The sequence below is a fragment of the Methyloceanibacter stevinii genome, assembly GCF_001723355.1.
Lineage (GTDB): Bacteria > Pseudomonadota > Alphaproteobacteria > Rhizobiales > Methyloligellaceae > Methyloceanibacter > Methyloceanibacter stevinii.
The window spans coordinates 196,114-216,716 of sequence record NZ_LPWE01000013.1; the positions used below are offsets into that span (position 1 = coordinate 196,114).

Genomic DNA, 20,603 nt, shown 5'->3' on the forward strand with positions numbered 1-20,603 from the left:
CGAATCGCGTTTTCAACGCGCCTTGGACTTGTCCGCGGGAGGCTCGTCGGCCGCCGGCGCGTCGTCGTGGACGGCCGCATTGGGGACCACGTCGCTTCGGGCGGCAATGTCCCAGACGGCGATAAACAAGGCCGCGATCAGTGGGCCGACCACCAAGCCGTTCAGGCCCAAAAGCGCGATGCCGCCCAGGGTCGAGATCAAGACGATGTAGTCGGGCAGGGCCGTGTCCTTGCCGACAAGGTAGGGCCGCAGCAGGTTGTCGACGAGCCCGATCACGCCCGCGCCGAACGCCATGAGAATGAGGCCCTTGCCGATGTCGCCGGTGGCGATGAGATAGACCGCGACCGGGAACCACACGATCGAGGCCCCCACCGCCGGCAGCAGCGACAGGAAGGCCATCACCACGCCCCAAAGCACGGCGGCATGGATGCCCAGCGCCCAGAAGATGAGACCGCCGAGAAAACCCTGCGCGATGGCGACCAGGATCGTGCCTTTGACCATGGCACGAACGACGACGGCGATCTTGTCGAACAAGGCATCCTTGTAGTCGGCGGCGAGGGGTACCGCGTGGATGATCTTCTGCGAGAGCTTGCCGCCGTCGCGCAGAAAGAAATAGAGGAGGTAGAGCATGATGGACGTGCCGAGCAGGACGTTCGCCGTGCCTTGCCCCACAAGGACCGCCTGCGTCGCGAAGAACTGGCTGCCTTCGGCGAGGAGCGAGATGACGCGCGCCTGCATGTCGGCCACGTCCGTCACCCCGAAATGAGCCAGGAAGTCTGTGGCCCAAGTCGGCAGCGCATCGAGGAAGCGCTGAAGTATCGTGCCGAGATTGACGTCCCCCGATTGGATATTTTCGTAGAGCGTAGTCGCCTCGCTGACGATCGATGCGCCCGTGAACGCCACGGGGACCAGCACGATCCCGACGATGCTGAGTAGAGTCAGGAACGTGGCCAAGTTCGGCTGGTTCGGAAGGTGGCCGATGAACCACCGCTGCACCGGCGAGAAGACCAAGGCCAGGATCACCGCCCACAGGACGGCGCTGTAGAACGGTAGGAGGATCCAAGCAAAAGCCAGCGACACCAGCACGAGCAGCAGGACGAACATCTTGTCCTGTAGGGCGCCCCTCTCGACTTCCCGGCTCATGCGTTGCGCTCCTTGCCTCGGTTGGGCTCAATCATAGTGATTCATGGTACGCCACGAAGCGCTTTTCCCAGTGCGGGCCGCGGACCCACCGGCAAATCCGCTCAACGCAGCGAGAACATCTTGCGAACATAGAACAAAGCATGTACATTCCCCTTCTAACGCAATCACCGGCTCGCCGAAGCCCACGCGGGTGTGGACGAGGGGCCCGGGGCCGGGCACCGCCATTTACGCAAGCCCTAAGGCTGTGAAATAAGGAGATTCGTCAATGTCGAACGCCGCGCTGCGCCTTGTAGAGGCAGGAGGGGAAATGGACAAAGAGAAGGCGCTGGAAGCCGCGATCTCCCAGATCGAGCGGGCTTGCGGCAAGGGCTCCATCATGCGGCTCGGCCAGAACGAGACCGCCGTGGAGGTCGAGTCCATTCCCACGGGCTCCCTCGGGCTCGATATTGCACTCGGCATCGGCGGTCTGCCGCGGGGCCGGGTGGTTGAGATTTACGGGCCGGAATCGTCCGGCAAGACGACGCTGGCCCTTCACGTCGTGGCGGAAGCCAGAAGAAGGGTGGGGTTTTGCGCCTTCGTCGATGCGGAGCACGCGCTCGATACGATCTATGCCCGGAAGCTTGGCGTCGATCTCGAGAATGTCCTGATTTCCCAGCCCGACACCGGCGAGCAGGCGCTCGAGATCGCCGACACGCTGGTGCGCTCCGGCGCCATCGACGTGCTCGTGGTCGATTCGGTGGCGGCGCTCACGCCCAAATCCGAACTCGAAGGCGAGATGGGCGACATGCAGATGGGCGCCCAGGCTCGGCTGATGAGCCAGGCCTTGCGCAAGCTCACCGGCTCCATCTCCAAGTCGCGCTGCATGGTCATCTTCATCAATCAGATCCGCATGAAGATCGGCGTCATGTTCGGCTCGCCGGAGACCACGAGCGGCGGCAACGCGCTCAAATTCTATGCCTCCGTGCGTCTCGATATTCGCCGCATCGGTGCCATCAAGGAGCGGGACGAGGTGGTCGGCAACCAGACGCGGATCAAGGTCGTCAAGAACAAGGTCGCGCCACCCTTCAAGCAAGTCGAATTCGACATCATGTACGGCGAGGGCGTTTCGAAGATGGGCGAATTGATCGATCTCGGCGTGAAGGCGGGGATCGTCGAGAAATCCGGGTCTTGGTTCTCGTATGACAGCGAGCGCATCGGCCAAGGCGCGAGAACGCGAAGACCTTTCAGGAGCCATCCGGACATGGCCGAGCGGATCGAGCGCGCCATCCGGCAGAGCGCGGGGCTCGTCGCCGAGCAGATGCTGGAAGGCGAGGGGCTCGAGGATAAGGGCGACGACGGTGAGGCGCCGGTCGAGGAGGAGACGGTCACGTCCATTTCGGGCGGCGGCCGCAAGAGCAAGCGCGGCTAAGCATGCCGGGTCCGGCCGGGCCGTAAGGGGCCTCCAGGATCCAATCAATCAGAGATCGCGATGGTTGAGGGCGTCCCGGTGTTCCCGGGGCGCCCGCTGCATTTGGGCGCCCATGATTTGGGGCACCCCGTTTCGTTGTGACTGCTGGACAGGGCCGGAGCGAGACCGTATGTCTGCCCCGATCGTCTTTCCCGTCGCGATCGCCGAATGGGAGGTCGTGATGCGTCCGGGCCCGGAGAATCGGTTAGGCTCGGTCGCTGGGTAGGGTCGCAACTCGCAGCAGACACGCGCATTCGAGAGCCGGTCCGTGCGTCCAGGGAGAGGCGTCAGTCGGGGCCGTCGGCAAAGGTGCTGCGAAGACGGCTGCTGCAACTTTGGGTGCTGCTGAAGTGAGCGCTGGAAAATCCAATAAGAGCACGGCCAAGACGGCGGCGAACGCATCCGCGACGGGGCATGAAGCGCCGTCGCGTGCCAACGAGCTGCGCGCGGCCTTCCTTCAGTACTTTGCCGACAACGACCACGTGGTGGAACCATCTGCGCCTCTGGTGCCGCGGCACGACCCGACCTTGATGTTCACGAACGCCGGAATGGTGCCGTTCAAGAACGTGTTCACCGGCCAGGAAAAGCCGAGTGCCTTGCGGGCTGCCTCGTCGCAGAAATGCGTGCGCGCCGGCGGAAAGCACAACGATCTGGACAATGTGGGTTACACCGCGCGGCATCACACGTTCTTCGAGATGCTGGGCAATTTCTCCTTCGGCGATTACTTCAAGGAACAAGCGATTGCGCTCGCCTGGGATTTCCTGACCGGGACGCTGGCGCTGCCGACTGAGAAGCTCCTGGTCACGGTCTATGTGGACGACGACGAGGCCGCTGAACTCTGGAAGAAGATCTCCGGGTTCGGCGATGATAAGATTCTGCGGATCGCGGGATCGGACAATTTCTGGTCGATGGGCGATACGGGCCCCTGCGGGCCCTGTTCGGAAATCTTCTACGATCACGGAGCGCATCTGCCGGGCGGTCAGCCTGGCAGTCCCGATCAGGACGGCGACCGGTTCGTCGAGATCTGGAACCTGGTGTTCATGCAGTTCGAGCAGCAGGCCGACGGGAGCCGCATCGATCTGCCGCGTCCCTCGATCGACACCGGCATGGGGCTCGAACGCATTGCAGCCGTCATGCAGGGAACGCATGACAATTACGAGATCGATCTATTCAAGACGCTGATCGCGGCATCGGTCGATCTCACAGGTGTCCCCGCCGTGGGGCCTGAGGCGCCGAGCCACCGCATCATTGCAGATCACTTGCGGGCGTCGTCATTTTTGATTGCCGACGGTGTCCTGCCCTCCAACGAGGGGCGTGGCTATGTCCTGCGCCGCATCATGCGCCGGGCCATGCGGCATGCACATATGCTGGGGGCGAAGGAGCCGTTGCTGCATCGGCTGGTCCCCACCCTCGTGGGTGAGATGGGGCGGGCCTTCCCGGAGCTGCAGCGCGGAGAGGCGCTCATTGACGAAACGCTCAAGCTCGAGGAGACGCGCTTCCGCGAGACTCTCGAGCGGGGCTTGCGTCTGCTCGACGAGGCGCTTGAGGGGCTGTCCTCCGGCGACACGCTGTCCGGCGAGGTCGCCTTCAAACTCTACGATACCTACGGCTTCCCTTACGACCTGACGGAAGACGCGCTGAAGGCCAAGGGCATCGGCGTGGACGCGGCTGGCTTTCAGGCGGCGATGGAGCGGCAGCGGGCCGAGGCCCGGAAGTCCTGGTCCGGCTCGGGCGAAGCAGCCACGGACAGTCTCTGGTACGAACTCAAGGAAGAGGTCGGCGCGACCGAGTTCCTTGGATACGAGACGGAAGCCGCATCGGGCGAGATTGTGGCGCTGGTGAAAGACGGCGTCCGTGTCGACAAGCTCGAAAAGGGCGACCGCGGCATCGTCATCGTCAATCAGACGCCCTTCTACGCGGAATCCGGCGGCCAGGTCGGCGACCAGGGGACTCTGTCTATCGGAGACGAAACCGTGTTCGCGGTTTCGGACACGCAGAAGAAATTACATGGCTTGTTCCTCCATGACGGTATCGTGGAGAAGGGCAAGCTGCTGCGCGGTGAGACGGTCTCGCTGTCCGTGGACCACGGACGCCGGACGGCGACGCGCGCGCACCATTCGGCCACCCATCTGCTGCACGAAGCCTTGCGTCAGGTCCTCGGGACCCATGTGGCGCAGAAGGGCTCGCTCGTCGAGCCGGGACGGTTGCGGTTCGACTTTTCCCATCCGAAGCCCATGAGCGCGGATGAGCTCAAAGCCGTGGAGGATTTGGCGAACGCCATGATCCTGCAGAACAGCGCCGTCGAGACCCATCTCATGACGCCGGACGAGGCCATCGCCCGCGGCGCGCTCGCGCTGTTCGGAGAGAAATACGGCGAGGAGGTGCGCGTCGTGTCCATGGGCGTGACGCCGGAAAGCGAAAAGGCGGGCCACGCCTATTCCGTCGAGCTTTGCGGCGGGACCCATGTGGCCCGGACCGGCGATATCGGCCTCCTGAAGATCGTGGGCGAGAGTGCCGTGGCCGCGGGCGTGCGCCGCGTGGAGGCGCTGACCGGCGAGGCCGCGCGCGGGTTCTTGGGCGCGCAGGACAGGCGCGTTCGCGAAGCGGCCGAGATTCTCAAAGTGCCGCCGGACGAAATGGTCGAGAGGCTGGCCGCGATTGTCGAGGAGCGCCGCAAGTTGGAGCGGCAGCTAACCGATACGAAGCGCGAGCTGGCACTGCGGCCCGAAAGCGGCGGTGCGGCCGGCGGCTCGCCTGTCCGGGAGATTGGCGGCACGAAGCTTCTCGCGCGCGTGGTTCATGGCGTCGCGCGAAGGATTTGCGCGGGCTGCGACGAGGCGAAGCAGCAGATCGGTTCGGGCGTCGTCGCGGTGGTCGGCGTGAGCGAGGAAGGGAAGGCCGGCCTTGTTGTCGGTGTCACCGCGGATCTCACGGGCGTACACAGCGCCGTCGATCTCGTGCGCGTGGGCGCCGATATCCTTGGCGGTAAGGGCGGGGGCGGCGTTCCGATCTGGCCCAGGCCGGTGGTCCTGACGGCGCCAAGGCCGACGCCGCGTTGGAGGCGATCGCCGCGCAGCTCGGGTCCGCGCCCGAGAGCGAGCCGGCGCCCTCGGCCTCCAGGCGCGCTGGACAAGCCTAGGTCATGACCTCGGCCCGCTGGCGCCACTGGCGCCGAAAGGTCCACGAGATTCTGGAACTCGGCGGCGACGTCCATCCGGCCGGATACATCGTCAACGGCTTCATCATCGTCCTGATCGTCGCGAACGCGCTCGCCTTTGCGGCCCAGACGGTCGAAGAACTCGCCACGCGCTACGACGCCTGGTTCCGCGCCTTCAACGTCTTCTCCGTGATGGTGTTCACCATCGAGTATGCGCTGCGCGTCTGGAGTTCTGTCGAGATTCCAGTCCTGTCGCGCATGCCGCCCTGGCGGGCGCGGGCGATCTTCGCCAGCCGCCCGATCATGATCATCGATCTCCTGGCCTTCGCGCCTGGTATCCTGACGTGGCTGTTTCCGGCGGACTTGCGCTTCCTGAGGCTGCTGCGCGTGCTGCGTCTCTTCAGGCTCGCGCGTTTTTCGCCTGCGTTGCAGACATTGTTTCGCGTGTGCAAGGAGGAGTCCGGGGCGCTTCTCGGCTCGCTCCTTCTGATGCTCATCCTGCTTCTCTTCGCCTCGACCGGAATCTACTTCCTCGAGCGCCATGCACAGCCGGAGGCGTTCGGATCGATACCGGCCGCATCCTGGTGGGCATTGGCCACGCTAACGACCGTGGGTTATGGCGACGTCGTTCCCGTGACGCCTCTCGGCAAGATGTTGGGCGGTGTCGTGATGCTGCTGGGCGTCGGCATGTTCGCATTGCCCGTGGCGATCATCGCCACGGGGTTCAGCCAAGAATCCGTGCGCCATCAGTTCGTGGCCACATGGTCGATGGTGGCCCGGGTTCCATTGTTCGCGGACATGAGCCGCGCAGAGCTTGCCGATATCACCAAGGTGCTCGACACGCGGAGCTACGATCCGGGCGTCCCTATCGTCCGGGCTGGTGACGTTGGCGAGAACATGTACATCCTCGCGAGCGGGGAAGCGCGTCTTCTACTCGGCAAAGGCCGGTCGGTGATCCTGAAGGAAGGCGATATCTTCGGCGAGATGGCGCTCCTGGAACACCGGCGGCATGAGCGCGACGTGATCGCTACGACCTATTGCCGGCTCTACGTGCTCGACAACCGGGCTCTGGCGCGACTTTCGCGGCGCCACCCGGGTCTGCTCGATCGCATTCGGCTCGCGGCGACGGCACAAGACGAAAACGAAGAGGCGCAGACCTAGGCCGCGGCGACGTCTCCGGCCATGGCTACCCGCATGTTCTGGTCGATCTTGTCGATGAAGCCTTCGGTCGAGAGCCAGGCTTGGTCGGCGCCGACGAGCAAAGCCAGGTCCTTGGTCATAAAGCCCGACTCGATTGTGTCGACGGAGACGGTCTCGATGGTTTTTGCGAACCGGGCGAGGGCCTCGTTGTTGTCGAGCTTCGCGCGATGCTTAAGCGCGCCGGCCCAGGCGAAGATCGAGGCGGTGGAGTTCGTCGACGTGGCGCGGCCTTCCTGATGCTGGCGGAAATGGCGCGTGACGGTGCCGTGCGCGGCCTCGGCCAGAACCGTGCTGCCATCCGGCGTCATCAGAACGGACGTCATCAGGCCGAGCGACCCGAATCCTTGCGCGACCGTGTCGGACTGGACGTCGCCGTCGTAGTTCTTGCAGGCCCACACATAACCGCCCGACCATTTCAGCGCCGCCGCGACCATGTCGTCGATCAGCCGGTGTTCGTAGGTGAGGCCGGCTTTGGCAAACGCGTCTTTGAACTCGGTCTCGAAGACTTCCGCGAACAGATCCTTGAAACGCCCGTCATAGGCTTTGAGGATCGTATTCTTGGTCGAAAGGTACACCGGCATGTTCCGGCTTAGGCCGTAGTTCATGGAGGCGCGCGCAAAGTCGCGGATCGAACTGTCGAGATTGAACATCCCGAGAGCGACGCCGGAGCCTTCGAACACATGCACTTCGCGTTCGATGGTCTCGCCGTCCTCGCCTTCGAAGGTGATGGTGAGCTTGCCCTTGCCCGGAACGCGGAAGTCCTGTGCGCGATAGATGTCGCCATAGGCATGGCGGCCGATGACGATGGGCTTGGTCCAGCCCGGAACGAGGCGCGGCACGTTCTTGCAGATGATGGGCTCGCGGAAGATGACGCCGCCCAGAATGTTGCGGATCGTACCGTTGGGCGAGCGGTACATTCTCTTGAGGTTGAACTCCTCCACGCGCGCTTCGTCCGGCGTGATGGTCGCGCATTTCACGCCGACCCCAAATTCTTTGATTGCGTGGGCGGCGTCGACGGTCACCTGATCGTCCGTCGCGTCGCGGTGTTCGATGCCGAGGTCGAACGGCACAAGCTCCACATCGAGATAGGGCTCGACGAGCTTTTCCTTGATCATGTCCCAAATAACGCGGGTCATCTCATCGCCATGCAAATCGGCGATGGGGTTCTCAACCTTGATCTTATCCACGCAGCAATCTCCAAAAAAATTGGGTGTCGTCCGGGCCCGAAGGCAATGCGCCGCCGCCCATTGCGGGCCGGGGCTCCCTGTAGCATCGTCCGGCCATGATGGAAACAAATGACCCGGTCGACAAGCCGACGAAAGAGCGCGCCGGTGCGACGCCCCCTTCGATTGTGCTGGTAAAGCCGCAACTCGGCGAGAATATCGGCTTCGCCGCCCGCGCAATGGGCAATTTTGGGTTGCACGATCTGCGGCTGGTCGCGCCGCGCGACGGCTGGCCCAACGAGAAAGCACTTGCCGCCGCGGCGGTGGCGGAGCCGATCGCGAGCGGAGCAACGGTCTTCGAGACGCTCGAAGAGGCCCTGGCCGACTGCAACTACGTTGCGGCCACCACGGCGCGGCCCCGCGAGATGATCAAGCCGGTGCTCAGCCCCGAAACGGCGTCGACGACGCTCCGCAGGCGGACGCAATCCGGCGAGCGTTGCGCGGTCATGTTCGGCGGCGAGCGCAACGGTCTCGACAACGACTCGATTGCGTTGGCCGACGCCATCATCACCGCGCCGGTCGATCCGAACTTCGCCTCGCTCAGCCTGCCGCAGGCCGTCCTGCTGTTCGCCTACGAGTGGATGAAGGGAAGCAACCCGGAAGCCCTCGGCCGGGCTACGACGTTTGACGGTCCGGCCCGGGAAGGATTGGCGACGCCGGGAACGGTTCCCGCAAGCCGCGCCGCGCTGTTCGGCCTGTTCGAGCACATGGAAGGGGCTCTGGACGCCGCCGGATTTTTGCGGCCGCCGGAGAAACGGCCGACCATGGTCCGTTCGATCCGGAACATGTTTCATCGGATGGAGTGCACCGACCAGGATGTCCGCACATGGCGTGGAATCATCTCTGCGTTCACCAGGCGGCCAACGTCATCAAAGGGTTAGCCGCGTCGCGGACCGTCACAGTTCCGCCCCGTTTCTCCTGTTGCGATGACCGTCAACAATGGTAGCTTCCGCCAGAATAATGAGAGGGGCGTCCGATGAGAATTGCGTGGGCAAAGCTTGGTGGTGTGGTTGGTGCTGTCCTGGTGCCGTTGTGCGGAGTGTCGGCCCTTGCGGCTGCACAGACCACTGACGGCCAGCCGGCCATGACGACCCTCGCTGCAGAGGAACTCACACAGCGCAGCAAGCAGCCGGCACCCAGCCAAAGGGGTGGGCTGAGTGACCGCGGCGTGCGCACGATGTCCATCTACGCGTCCACGCTGATCCCCGACCGCGTCAAGGGCCCCGACGGCAACATGGTCGACATCGACAAGTCCGATCCGGCCAAATTCCTGATTCCGATGGACACCGCGCGCCGTGTCATCCAGGCTGCGACGCGGTCCGCCTATGCCGATGTCTGTGATTTGCCCGAGCTCGGCAAGGCGAACTTCCGGACGATGCTGGCAACCGAGCAGGGGAAGCAGAACTGGACTCAGGAGCAAATCGTGATGATCGAGACGCTGCATCTGTTCGCGACGTCGTTCTTTGCCGGCAAGGCTGCCGTACCGATCGAGCCCGATTCGGCCCCTTCGGACTGGCAAAACAAGGTCGTGGAGGAGGGCGAAGGCCCGGCGCAGAAACTGGTGCTCCCGCCGGCGCCCGAGTGTCCGCCGGAGCGGAAAGCGCAGGTCGAGGCCGCCATCAACGCTTATGTGGCCTCTGCCGGAGCCCAATAATCGGCCGAAGGCCCGCCACAGACCTCGAGAGCGGAATTGACATTTTCCGGGTATTCCGTGTAACAGAACGGCTCGGCTCGGCCATTAGGGGCTGAGTGCGGACCGCCGGACGGATTTGGTGGTCCCAGATCAACCACCATCAATAGGTTTTTACGGCAGACGCGGGCACGTGGACCGCCCGTGGAAAGCCTGATTTGGCTTTGGAGTCTTGACGAATGACGAAACGCATTCACGCCAAGCATAAGATCGATCGCCGGCTTGGCGAGAATATCTGGGGACGGCCCAAGAGCCCCCAGAACAAGCGCGAGTACGGACCTGGCGAACACGGCCAGCGCCGCCGCGGCAAGCTATCGGATTATGGCCAGCAGCTTCGCGCCAAGCAGAAGCTGAAGGGCTATTACGGTAACATCACCGAGAAGCAGTTTAAGGCCATCTATCACGAGGCATCGCGCCAGAAGGGCGACACCTCCGAGCGGCTCATCGGCCTGCTCGAGCGCCGTCTCGACGCAGCCATTTACCGGGCCAAGTTCGTGCCGACGGTCTTCGCCGCCCGCCAGTTCATCTCGCATGGTCATGTGAAAGTGAATGGCCGCCGCGTGACGATCCCCTCCTACCGCTTGAAGGAAGGGGATGTGATCGAGGTGCGCGACAAGTCGAAGGATCTCGGCATGGTGCTGGAAGCTGCCCAGAGCAGCGAGCGCGATGTGCCCGATTATGTCGACGTGGATCACGGGAAGATGGTCGCCACGTTCACGCGTGTGCCGACGCTCTCGGACGTTCCTTATCCGGTGATGATGGAACCGAACCTCGTCATCGAATTCTATTCGCGCTAAGCGCGGGACCACATCCAGACGATTTTGCGGCCTGCACCGGTTTTCCGGTGTCAGGCCGTAATCATTTGTTAGGCCGCGACGATCAGGGCGGCCCCGGCGGCGATCAGAACGGCGGCCGCCGCCTTCGCCAGCCCCTCTCCAAAGGGGGCGAGCTTTTCGATCGCCACGAAGACCGACAAGGCGGCGATCCAAACCAGGTTCATCACCCCGCCGACGAACAGCAGCAGCATGAGGACGGCACAGCAGCCGACACAGAAGGCACCGTGCCCCAGCCCCATGCGCCAGGCCCCGGCTGGGCCGGGGCGCCAATGCTGGGCGAGGTAGGCCGCTGGGCCGCGGCAATGATTGAGGCATGCGGTCTTGAGCGGCGTAAGTTGGTAGATTCCGGCTGCGATGAGGAGCACCCCCGACAGAACAGCGCTCCGCGAGTTCATCATCATCGTCATCAGCTCCGCCCGCTCCAGTGCGAACTGAAGGACGACAGCCAACACGCTGAAAAGAATCCACAAGGTCAGATACCCGCCGGCGAACGCGATGACGCAAAGCGGGGCCTCTTTTGTATCGGCTTTCGCATCGGCGCGCTGGACCACCTTGGCATAGAGCAGCGTCATTGGGGCCGCGGAGGGGAGCATCATCGCCACCATCATCACCGCCCACATGACGAAGGCGATCACCCAGTAGTAGGGGGTCCAAGGCCAGCTCTCGCCGGCCGGCAGCGTCATAGGCAGCCACACCCGCTCATGGCAATGACGCTCATGCCCGTCCCGGCGCGGCTAGGAGGGCAGCCCAGGCCAGAACAATCAGAACCAGCAGCGCGCCGGCAACGACCGTGTTTTCCCGCCGGAGAAGCGCTTCAAGCATCGCAAGCGTGGCTGCCCTAGGCGTGAACGACGCCCTTGTTCGTCAAGTGGATGTTGGCGAACTGGCCGTAGCTGTTCTCGAGCGTCAGCGGCATGGGGCCTTGCGCAGTGGAGGAGCCGCTTCCCATTTCCGCGATCAAGTACTCGAAGCCATTGGGCAGATCGATGCGAGCCCGGTGCTTGTCGCCGGTCACCGGATTACGGATCGGCTCTCCAACCATTTTGACGAAACCGTCGACACGCACCGTGCCGGTCCGTTCCTCCACGTCGATCTCGATGTGGATTGGCCGAATCTCGGGCGGCAATACCTCGGTGAAGGTCGCCGCGAAGACGTTCCAGATGGTCTTGCCCGGCTCCGTGTTCTCGCCTGAAAAGATGGATAGCAGGGCATCGCGCTGTTTTTCGCTCGCGCGCTCGTCGATGATCAGAAATGCGGTTCCGTTGCCTTCGTGAATGGCCTTGGGCCACGAAAACATACCGACCACGTTCAGTCCGCTAAGATCGACATCACCGAAATGACCGTCCTCGAAACGATAGGCGCCTATCGCGTGGCAGTCCCCGTGGGTTGGCCGCGCATTGAACTGACAGGGGCAGCCGTAGTCGCAGTTACAGTTGATGAATTCGACACCCTTCAACTCCCAGTCGATCATGGCGACGCCTCCATAGTTTGAGTGAAGTCCGTCCAAGAGCGAGCATAGGCCGACGACGGATCGAATCAACTCGGATGGGCAAACGGGCAAGAGTGTTGCCGACAAAAAAGCCCGGGAACCGAAGCTCCCGGGCCGATAAATCTGTCTTGGATGCGGTGCGCCGGCTAGGCCGTTTGCGTGTCCGCGTTGCTGGCGATGCCCTTGTCCTTGAGCATGTCCTGCAGTTCGCCCGCCTGGAACATCTCGCGCACGATATCGCAGCCGCCCACGAACTCACCCTTCACGTAAAGCTGCGGGATCGTCGGCCAGTTGGAGAAGGCCTTGACGCCTTCGCGGACGCTCATGTCGTCCAGGACGTTGATGTCTTCGTAGTCCACGCCGAGGTGGTTCAGGATCTGCGCGACCTGCATGGAGAAGCCGCATTGGGGCATCGCCTTCGTACCCTTCATGAAGAGTACGATGTCGTTGTTGGCGATCTGCTTGTTGATCCAGTCGTTGACGGCTTGATCTGTCATTGCTGGTGTCCTCTCTCGAACGTTTATTGCTGGGGAGCGGAAGTCTTCAGAGCGAGCGCATGCAGCACGTCGCCCATATTGCCCTTGAGGGCGTCATAGACCATCTGATGCTGCTGCACGCGGGACTTGCCGCGAAACTCTTCGGATTCGACGGACGCCGCATAGTGGTCGCCGTCGCCAGCCAGGTCTTCGATTTCAATTTTCGCATCGGGAAAGCGCTCGAGAATCAGGCGCTCTATATCCGTGGCGGCCATCGCCATTTCAGTCACTCCTAGTCTAGGGTCCACACAATTTAGCGCCGGACCTCGATCTTATCCCCGCGTCATAAAGCGCGGCAACCAATCTTCATAGGCGGCGCGCAGCATGCCGAGCGGCAGAGGGGCCTCGCCGGGCACGGTCATCGTGTCCGTTCCGACGGTCCCGAGGACCCGGACGGGCACGCTGTAGACGGCTGCGACATCCTTGATCGTGTCGACCTTGTCGGGCGTTGCCGTAACCACGTATCGGCCCTGATCCTCGCCGAACCAGATCGCATGCGCAGGGATGCCTTCCGGGGGTGCTTCCAGAGCCACACCGCGCTTTCCGGCCAGCGCCATTTCGGCAATCGCCACCAGCAGCCCGCCGTCGCTGACATCATGCACCGCGTTGACCGTGTCAGCCTTGATCAGCCCGCGGACCAGGTCGCCGATCACGCGTTCGCTGGCAAGGTCTACGGGCGGCGGGGCGCCGTCCAGGCGATCTTCCATAACGGACATATAGATCGATTGGCCGAGATGACCAGTCTCGAGGCCTAGCAGCAGGATCACATCCCCGTCAGCCTTCAGCGCCATATCCGCCATGTCGGCGATATTCGCGATCAGCCCGACGCCGCCCACGGCAGGGGTGGGGGGGGATCGCGACGCCGTTGTCTCGTTGTAGAGCGACACGTTGCCCGAGACGACCGGGAAATGGAAAACCTTGCAGGCCTCCGCCATGCCTTCGATGGCGCCGACGAATTCGCCCATGATTCTCGGGGCGTCGGGATTGCCGAAATTCAGGCAGTCGGTGATGGCCAGGGGCTTGGCGCCCGTCGCGGTGAGGTTGCGCCAGCATTCGGCGACCGCCTGCTTGCCGCCTTCATACGGATCGGCGGCGCAATAGCGCGGGGTCACGTCGCAAGAGACGGCGAGGCCCTTGTCGGTCCCGTGTACGCGGACGACGCCTGCATCGCCCCCGGGGCGCTGCACCGTGTCGGCCATGACCATGTGGTCGTATTGCTCGTAGATCCAACGGCGGGACGAAAGATGCGGCGAACCGAGCAGGCGCTCCAGCGCGCTCAAGATGCTTGGCGGGGCCGTGACGTCCTCGGCCGCGATGGTGGGCAGCTTCTCGCGCTTCTCGTAGGGCCGCTCGTAGATGGGTGCCGCGTGCGCCAGCGCAGGCAGCGGAATGTCCGCTTCTACGACGCCGTTGTGGCGCGCCACGAAATGGCCCGTATCGGTGGTCTTGCCGATGACCGCGAAGTCGAGCTCCCACTTCTTGAAGATGCGCTCGGCCACGGGCTCGGACCCCGGCTTCAGCACCATCAACATGCGTTCCTGGCTCTCCGACAGGAGCATCTCGTAGGCGGTCATGCCCTCTTCGCGCATGGGCACGAGATCGAGATTGAGATCGATGCCGACGCCGCCCTTGTCCGCCATCTCGACGGACGACGATGTCAGGCCGGCCGCGCCCATGTCCTGGATGGCGATGATGACGTCCTCGTTCATTAGTTCGAGGCAGGCTTCGAGCAGCAGCTTCTCCGTGAAGGGGTCGCCGACTTGGACCGTAGGGCGCTTCTCCTCGGAACTCTCGTCGAACTCCGCCGAAGCCATGGTGGCGCCGTGGATGCCGTCGCGGCCCGTCTTGGAGCCTACATAGACGACGGGAAGGCCGACGCCCTTCGCGGCGGATTTGAAAATGCGGTTCGCATCGACGAGGCCGACGCACATGGCGTTGACCAGGATGTTGTCGTTGTAGCGGGGGTCGAAATTGGTCTCGCCGCCGATGGTCGGCACGCCCATGCAGTTGCCGTAGTCGCCGATACCGGACACGACGCCGGCAACCAGATGCCGCGTCTTGGGATGGCTGGGGCTGCCGAAGCGCAACGCGTTCATGTTGGCAACGGGCCGCGCGCCCATGGTGAAGACATCGCGCATGATGCCGCCCGCGCCCGTGGCCGCGCCCTGATAGGGCTCGATATAGGAGGGGTGGTTGTGGCTCTCCATCTTGAAGACGGCGGCCTGGCCGTCGCCAAGGCTCACCACGCCGGCGTTCTCGCCCGGACCCTGGATCACTTGCGGGCCTGATGTGGGGAGCTTCTTCAGCCAGACGCGCGACGACTTATAGGAACAGTGCTCCGACCACATGACGGAGAACACGCCGAGCTCCGTCAGCGTGGGCTCCCGCCCCAGCTCCTTCAGAAGACGCTCGTACTCGTCCGGGCTGATGCCGTGTTCGGCAACGAGCGCTTGGGAGAGTCCCGGTGTCTCGGGCTTAACGTCCGCCGCCCCGGTCAATGCAGAGTCTCCACGAGAGAGGAGAACATCTTGGCGCCGTCCGTACCGGATTGGGCCGGATCGATCAGACGCTCCGGATGCGGCATCATGCCGAGCACGGTGCCGGTGTCGTTGTAGATGCCGGCGATATTGCCCGTCGAGCCGTTGGGATTGGCCGCCTCGGTGATCGCGCCGTCCTCTTCACAGTAGCGGAAGGCGATGCGGCCCTCGTTCTCCAGGAGATAGAGCGTGCCCGGATCGGCAAAATAGCAGCCATCCTTATGGGCGATTGGGATGCGCACCACCTCGTCCTTCTTGTAATGGTTGGCGAATGCCGTGTCGTCGCGCTCGACGCGCAGGCGCACGTCCTTACAGACGAAGCGCAGGGTGGCGTTGCGCATCAGGACGCCCGGAAGAAGTCCCGCCTCGGTGAGGACCTGGAAGCCGTTGCAGATGCCGAGTACCGGCGTACCGGCCTCGGCGCGGCGCACAACCTCGCGCATGATCGGCGAATGCGCCGCCATGGCGCCGGAGCGCAAATAGTCGCCGTAGGAGAACCCGCCGGGGAGCAGGATCAGATCGCTCTTGGGCAGCTCGGAGTCGCCGTGCCACACCATCTTGGGCGCGGCGCCCATGGCGCGCTCCAAGGCGACAGCCGCGTCGCGGTCGCAATTCGATCCCGGAAAAACGATGACGCTGGCTTTCATGAGTCTCGAAGGGCCTCGCTTCTGGCGGAGAACGTCTCCATTGCGCGCGAGGCGCGCCGGTTACGCCGCCTCGAGCTCATAGGCATAGTTCTCAATGATGGTGTTTGCGAGAAGCTGCTTGCACATCCGCTCGATTTCTTCGCGGGCTCGGGTCGGATCGCTCTCGGCGACTTCGACTTCGATGAACTTACCCTGCCGGACGCCCTCGACGCCGCCGAAGCCCAAGGCATGTAACGCACCTTCGATGGCTTTGCCTTGCGGATCGAGCACGCCGGGTTTGAGCGTTATGGTGATGCGTGCCTTCATGGCTTCCTTCTCAAGTCTTCGGGCTTACTCTCGCGACGCCTATTTGGATTGGACCAGGACGGGACCGCTGCGGCCGGGGGTCGGGTTCTCGGTATGCAGCCCAAGCCGGCGTGCGACTTCCTGATAGGCTTCGACCAGCCCGCCCATGTCGCGGCGGAAGCGATCCTTGTCGAGCTTGTCCTGGGTGTCGACGTCCCAGAGGCGGCAGCAGTCCGGCGAGATTTCGTCGGCCAGCACGACACGCATCTGGTCGCCTTCCCACAGACGTCCGAACTCGACCTTGAAGTCGACGAGGCGGATTCCGACGCCGAGGAACAGGCCGGTCAGGAAGTCGTTGATGCGCAGCGCGAGCGACATGATGTCGTCGAGCTCCGGCGGCGAGGCCCAGCCGAAGGCGGTGATGTGCTCTTCGGAGACCATCGGGTCGTCCAGCTCGTCGGCCTTGTAGTAGAACTCGACGATCGAGCGGGGCAGGGTGGTCCCTTCCTCTAGCCCTAAGCGCTTGGACAGCGAGCCCGCGGCGACATTGCGGATCACCACCTCGAGCGGAATGATCTCGACTTCGCGAATGAGCTGCTCGCGCATGTTCAGTCGCTTGATGAAATGGGTGGGCACACCGATCTCATTCAGCCGCTCGAAGATGTACTCGGAGATACGGTTGTTGAGGACGCCCTTGCCCTCGATACGGTCGTGCTTCTTGTTGTTGAAGGCGGTCGCGTCGTCCTTGAAATGCTGGATGAGCGTGCCCGGCTCGGGCCCTTCGTAAAGGATTTTGGCCTTGCCTTCGTAAACGCGCCGGCGACGGTTCATTTTCTTGTCCTCACTGAGCTGTTCACGACTGTCAAACGCCGACGCGCGCAAAACGGGATAACCCCAATGCCGCGCGCCACGTCTCAAATCGCCATCGCTGGAATCGATCTAGAAATCTCGTATCGAGACTAGCCTATGGCGCGAGGGGGTACAACGGGCCGGGGGGCGGCGCAATGGCTTTCAGGCCTCGCGGGATTTGTTGATTTGCACTGGTTTCTTGGGTATCACCCGCCCTTGAAAGCAGGGTTTCCCCCCATAATTTTAGAGACGGTGCCCCGTGTTTGGCGGGGCTTTGGAGGCAGCGCCGATGACGAGCTTTAACGATCGCGAAAAGAGCTACGAGAAGAAATTCGCCCTCGACGAGGAGTTGCAGTTCAAGTCCACGGCCCGCCGGAACAAGCTTCTGGGCCTCTGGGCCGCTGAAAAGATGGGGCTTTCGGGGGACGATGCTCAAGCCTATGCCCGCGAGGTGGTGAAGGCCGACCTGGAAGAGCCGGGCGAGGAAGACGTTTTCCGCAAGATCCGGGGCGATTTCGACGGCAAAGAGATCGAGCAGTCCGACCACCAGATCCGCCGCGCCATGGCGGACCTCATGGTCGAGGCGGTGCGGCAAATCGAAGCCGAAGCCAAGGCGTAAGACTTCTCCGGGTCCGGCAGGGCCCTTCAAGACCCGGTCGGGGCCCGATCAGGGCCCCAGGGAGGGAGCTATGGCCAAGGACCTTTTCCGCAGTGCGGCCAAGAAGAAGCAGACGCTTTTCAACGCCTGGCTGATGATGAACAACCCGCTCGCCGTCGAGTTGATCGGCGAAGCGGGCTGGGACTGCGTCACCATCGATCAGCAGCATGGCGCAGGCGGCAACGAGACCATGCTGGCCTGCCTGACGGCGGCCAAGGCGGCGGGGCTTCCCGCGATCGTCCGGGTCGCCAACAACGATCCAGGCCTCGTAGGCCGGGCTCTGGACGCGGGCGCGCAAGGGGTCATGTGCCCGCTGATCGAGAATGTGGCCGAGGCGGAGAGTTTCGTTCAGGCGGTGAAGTATCCGCCGCGCGGCAACCGCAGCTGGGGTCCGTACCGGGCCAAGATCGGCGCCTCGGGGGACTATTTCAAAACCGCCAACCGTTTCACGATTGCCTGCCCCCAAATCGAGACCAAAGGGGCGCTCGCTGATCTCGATGCCATCCTCGGCCTCAAGGGCGTGGACATGGTCTGCTTCGGCCCGAACGACCTCTCCGTGGCGCTCACGGGGGGCATCGATATCTGGGCCAAGGAGGTCCTGGAGGCGGGCAGAGAGGTCCTGGCCAAGGCTCGTGAGCACGGCGTCATGACCCTCGTTTTCTGCAACGACATCGACTTCGCCAAGCCCCGGATCAAGGAAGGCTGGGACGTTGTCGCCATCGGCACCGACACCGGCTGGCTCGCTTCGGCGGCTGCGGCCACCCTGGCGGCGGTTGAATCAACCTCTTAGGCGCCCCAAGCCAACCGCCTCACAGGATTCGCAGAATCACGAGGACAGCATTCCGCGCCGACCGTTGCATCCTTGCACCAGGCGCGCGCCAAAGTGTCCGCAAGGCCACGACGAAGGCTGAATTCCCAAGAGTCCTATGCCACTATGTCGGCTTGAGACTCGCCTCGTGTGCGAGCGAAACGGGTGGATCGAATGGGCTATTTGCGGACCGTCATTGCTGGATTGATTGGCCTCGTGCTGGGGGCAGGCGTCTTGGCTTCGGGCTCTGCCCAAGCGACCGAGGCAGCCACGGCCACGGCTCTCAACCTGCGTGATGGTCCCGGCACCGGTTACGCCAAGATCGCCACGATGCCCGCCGGTTCGCCGGTCAAGGTCAAGGGCTGCCGCGACGGCTGGTGCGGCGTGATCTGGCGCGGGCGAAAGGGGTATGCCAGCCAGCGCGGTCTGGCGCTCGGCTATGCGGATTACGCGGAATTGGTTGAGCCCGAGGTTTGGCCGATCTTCCCGGCGTATCCCTACCGGTCCGGCTATTACTCGAAGGCCGACTGGTATTTCGACATGCCGCCTTACACGGCGATCTCGCCCAAATTCTATCGCAAGCGTTTTCTCATGATGGCCCAGGAGCGGGACCGCTACCGCTACGTGCCTAATATTTTCCGCGGGGGCGGCGGCTACTACGACGACACCCCGGTCGGATACGTCAACACGCAGGCCGCCGCCGCGGCCCTGAGAGATCCCGAGTAGCACCGTGACGCGACTGCGCCGAAGGCGCGCTTAGTCCTCGAACACGCGGGCGAAGATGTCCTCGACGTGCTTGGTGTGATAGCCGAGATCGAACTGATCGCGGATCGTGTCCTCCGACAGCGCCGCCGTCACATCCGGATCGGCCAAGAGCTCGGTCAGGAAGTCCTTGTTCTCCTGCCAGACCTTCATCGCATTGCGCTGCACGAGCCGATAGGCGTCCTCGCGGGACACGCCCGCATTCGTCAGCGCCAGCAGCACGCGTTGCGAGTGAATGAGGCCGCCGAGCCGGTCCATATTGGCCTGCATGTGCTCGGGGTACACCACCAGCCCCTCGATGACGCCTGTTAGCCGCGTCAGCGCGAAGTCGAGTGTGACAGTGGCGTCCGGCCCGATCATGCGTTCGACCGAGGAGTGCGAGATATCCCGCTCATGCCATAGCGCCACATTCTCCATGGCGGGGATGGCATAGCCGCGCACGATGCGGGCGAGCCCGGTCAGGTTCTCCGACAGGACCGGGTTGCGCTTGTGGGGCATGGCGGAAGAACCCTTCTGCCCCGCCGAGAAGAACTCCTCGGCTTCTAGGACCTCGGTTCGCTGCAAATGGCGGATCTCGGTGGCAACGCGCTCGACCGAGCTGGCGATTACCGCGAGCGTCGCGAAAAAGGCCGCGTGGCGATCCCGGGGGATCACCTGGGTCGAGATCGGCTCGGGCCGGAGGCCGAGCTTGTCGGCCACATAGGCTTCTACGCGCGGGTCCACATGGGCGAACGTGCCGACGGCGCCGGAGATGGCGCAGGTGGCGACTTCCTCGCGGGCCCGGATCATGCGTTCGCGATTGCGGGTGAATTCGGCATAGGCCTGGGCCAGCTTCAGCCCGAAAGTCGTTGGCTCGGCATGAATGCCGTGGCTGCGGCCGACCGTGATCGTGTCCTTGTGCTCGTAAGCGCGTTTCTTGAGGGCCGCGAGCAGCGCATCGAGATCGGCGATGAGAATGTCCGCCGCCTCGGTGAGCTGCACGTTGAAGCAGGTGTCGAGCACGTCGGAGGAGGTGAGACCGGCGTGGAGGAAGCGCGCCTCCGGCCCCACATGTTCGGCCACCGAGGTGAGGAAGGCGATCACGTCGTGCTTCACTTCCCGCTCGATCTCGTCGATCCGGTCGATGTCGAACCCGCCGCGCGCCTTGGCGGCCTCGGCGGCCTCATTCGGAATGAGGCCGAGCTCCGCCATGGCCTCGGCGGCCGTGACCTCGATCTTGAGCCAAATGCGGAATTTGTTCTCGGGCTCCCAGATGTCCGTCATCTGGGAGCGGCTGTAGCGCGGGATCATAAGGGTTCAGGCCTTTCTCAGGCCCCGCTCGACCCCCACGGAGGGC

Annotated in this window: 19 protein-coding genes and 1 pseudogene; 9 read left to right on the forward strand and 11 right to left on the reverse strand. The window is 63.5% G+C overall.

Going from position 1 to position 20,603, the window contains the following annotated elements; all coding sequences use genetic code 11:
* Window positions 1-12: 12 nt before the first annotated feature.
* Window positions 13-1,143, reverse strand: a complete 1,131-nt coding sequence (locus AUC70_RS13055; RefSeq protein ID WP_069445257.1) for an AI-2E family transporter — start codon at window positions 1,141-1,143, stop codon at window positions 13-15.
* 265 nt (window positions 1,144-1,408) lie between these two features.
* On the opposite strand from AUC70_RS13055, the gene recA reads away from it, so the two are divergent.
* From recA to AUC70_RS13070, 3 genes and pseudogenes are all read left to right on the forward strand, one after another.
* Complete coding sequence (recA, locus tag AUC70_RS13060) at window positions 1,409-2,551, forward strand: recombinase RecA (protein ID WP_083241568.1); 1,143 nt, start codon at window positions 1,409-1,411, stop codon at window positions 2,549-2,551.
* Between the two features lie 479 nt (window positions 2,552-3,030).
* A pseudogene (gene alaS / locus AUC70_RS13065) lies at window positions 3,031-5,729 on the forward strand (alanine--tRNA ligase).
* 3 nt (window positions 5,730-5,732) lie between these two features.
* Window positions 5,733-6,908, forward strand: a complete 1,176-nt coding sequence (locus AUC70_RS13070) for a cyclic nucleotide-gated ion channel (RefSeq protein ID WP_069445259.1) — start codon at window positions 5,733-5,735, stop codon at window positions 6,906-6,908.
* Here the strand turns inward: AUC70_RS13070 and AUC70_RS13075 are convergent.
* On the reverse strand, window positions 6,905-8,134 hold the full coding sequence (locus AUC70_RS13075; RefSeq protein ID WP_069445260.1) for an NADP-dependent isocitrate dehydrogenase: 1,230 nt from the start codon (window positions 8,132-8,134) through the stop codon (window positions 6,905-6,907). The two genes, AUC70_RS13070 and AUC70_RS13075, sit on opposite strands and share 4 nt — an antisense overlap.
* A gap of 95 nt (window positions 8,135-8,229) precedes the next feature.
* Here AUC70_RS13075 and AUC70_RS13080 point away from each other — a divergent pair, with 95 nt between their 5' ends.
* The 3 genes from AUC70_RS13080 to rpsD all read left to right on the forward strand — a co-directional run bounded on the left by AUC70_RS13080 (window position 8,230) and on the right by rpsD (window position 10,657).
* On the forward strand, window positions 8,230-9,051 hold the full coding sequence (locus tag AUC70_RS13080; protein WP_069445261.1) for an RNA methyltransferase: 822 nt from the start codon (window positions 8,230-8,232) through the stop codon (window positions 9,049-9,051).
* Between the two features lie 95 nt (window positions 9,052-9,146).
* The gene (locus AUC70_RS13085) at window positions 9,147-9,824 is read left to right on the forward strand and encodes a hypothetical protein (protein WP_141702126.1); all 678 of its coding nucleotides are present in this window, start codon (window positions 9,147-9,149) and stop codon (window positions 9,822-9,824) included.
* A gap of 215 nt (window positions 9,825-10,039) precedes the next feature.
* Window positions 10,040-10,657: a 30S ribosomal protein S4 gene (gene rpsD, locus AUC70_RS13090; protein WP_069445263.1), complete on the forward strand. Its 618-nt coding sequence runs from the start codon at window positions 10,040-10,042 to the stop codon at window positions 10,655-10,657.
* 68 nt (window positions 10,658-10,725) lie between these two features.
* On the opposite strand, the gene AUC70_RS13095 is transcribed toward rpsD, so the two are convergent.
* The 8 genes from AUC70_RS13095 to purC all read right to left on the reverse strand — a co-directional run bounded on the left by AUC70_RS13095 (window position 10,726) and on the right by purC (window position 17,021).
* Window positions 10,726-11,379, reverse strand: a complete 654-nt coding sequence (locus AUC70_RS13095; RefSeq protein ID WP_069445264.1) for a DUF2182 domain-containing protein — start codon at window positions 11,377-11,379, stop codon at window positions 10,726-10,728.
* A gap of 155 nt (window positions 11,380-11,534) precedes the next feature.
* The gene (locus AUC70_RS13100; RefSeq protein ID WP_069445265.1) at window positions 11,535-12,167 is read right to left on the reverse strand and encodes a DUF1326 domain-containing protein; all 633 of its coding nucleotides are present in this window, start codon (window positions 12,165-12,167) and stop codon (window positions 11,535-11,537) included.
* Between the two features lie 164 nt (window positions 12,168-12,331).
* Window positions 12,332-12,682: a Grx4 family monothiol glutaredoxin gene (gene grxD, locus AUC70_RS13105; RefSeq protein WP_069445266.1), complete on the reverse strand. Its 351-nt coding sequence runs from the start codon at window positions 12,680-12,682 to the stop codon at window positions 12,332-12,334.
* Between the two features lie 23 nt (window positions 12,683-12,705).
* Entirely contained in the window at window positions 12,706-12,942 is a 237-nt protein-coding gene (locus AUC70_RS13110; protein WP_069445267.1) for a BolA/IbaG family iron-sulfur metabolism protein, read from the reverse strand.
* A 51-nt stretch (window positions 12,943-12,993) separates the two neighbouring features.
* Window positions 12,994-15,219: a phosphoribosylformylglycinamidine synthase subunit PurL gene (purL, locus tag AUC70_RS13115; protein ID WP_069445268.1), complete on the reverse strand. Its 2,226-nt coding sequence runs from the start codon at window positions 15,217-15,219 to the stop codon at window positions 12,994-12,996.
* Complete coding sequence (purQ, locus tag AUC70_RS13120) at window positions 15,216-15,905, reverse strand: phosphoribosylformylglycinamidine synthase subunit PurQ (RefSeq protein ID WP_069445269.1); 690 nt, start codon at window positions 15,903-15,905, stop codon at window positions 15,216-15,218. The genes purL and purQ overlap by 4 nt, the downstream gene beginning before the upstream one ends.
* A 60-nt stretch (window positions 15,906-15,965) precedes the next feature.
* Entirely contained in the window at window positions 15,966-16,211 is a 246-nt protein-coding gene (gene purS, locus AUC70_RS13125) for a phosphoribosylformylglycinamidine synthase subunit PurS (RefSeq protein ID WP_045366549.1), read from the reverse strand.
* 39 nt (window positions 16,212-16,250) lie between these two features.
* Entirely contained in the window at window positions 16,251-17,021 is a 771-nt protein-coding gene (gene purC, locus AUC70_RS13130; protein ID WP_069445270.1) for a phosphoribosylaminoimidazolesuccinocarboxamide synthase, read from the reverse strand.
* 307 nt (window positions 17,022-17,328) lie between these two features.
* On the opposite strand from purC, the gene AUC70_RS13135 reads away from it, so the two are divergent.
* The 3 genes from AUC70_RS13135 to AUC70_RS13145 all read left to right on the forward strand — a co-directional run bounded on the left by AUC70_RS13135 (window position 17,329) and on the right by AUC70_RS13145 (window position 19,231).
* On the forward strand, window positions 17,329-17,658 hold the full coding sequence (locus AUC70_RS13135) for a DUF1476 domain-containing protein (RefSeq protein ID WP_069445271.1): 330 nt from the start codon (window positions 17,329-17,331) through the stop codon (window positions 17,656-17,658).
* 70 nt (window positions 17,659-17,728) lie between these two features.
* Window positions 17,729-18,487 (forward strand): HpcH/HpaI aldolase family protein, encoded by a 759-nt coding sequence (locus AUC70_RS13140; protein ID WP_069445272.1) that lies wholly within the window; start codon window positions 17,729-17,731, stop codon window positions 18,485-18,487.
* A gap of 192 nt (window positions 18,488-18,679) precedes the next feature.
* Window positions 18,680-19,231: an SH3 domain-containing protein gene (locus AUC70_RS13145; RefSeq protein WP_069445273.1), complete on the forward strand. Its 552-nt coding sequence runs from the start codon at window positions 18,680-18,682 to the stop codon at window positions 19,229-19,231.
* A 30-nt stretch (window positions 19,232-19,261) separates the two neighbouring features.
* Here AUC70_RS13145 and purB read toward each other — a convergent pair whose 3' ends face one another.
* Window positions 19,262-20,557 carry an adenylosuccinate lyase gene (gene purB / locus AUC70_RS13150; RefSeq protein ID WP_069445274.1) on the reverse strand — a complete coding sequence of 432 codons (1,296 nt, stop codon included), beginning with the start codon at window positions 20,555-20,557 and terminating at the stop codon, window positions 19,262-19,264.
* Between the last annotated feature and the right edge of the window lie 46 nt (window positions 20,558-20,603).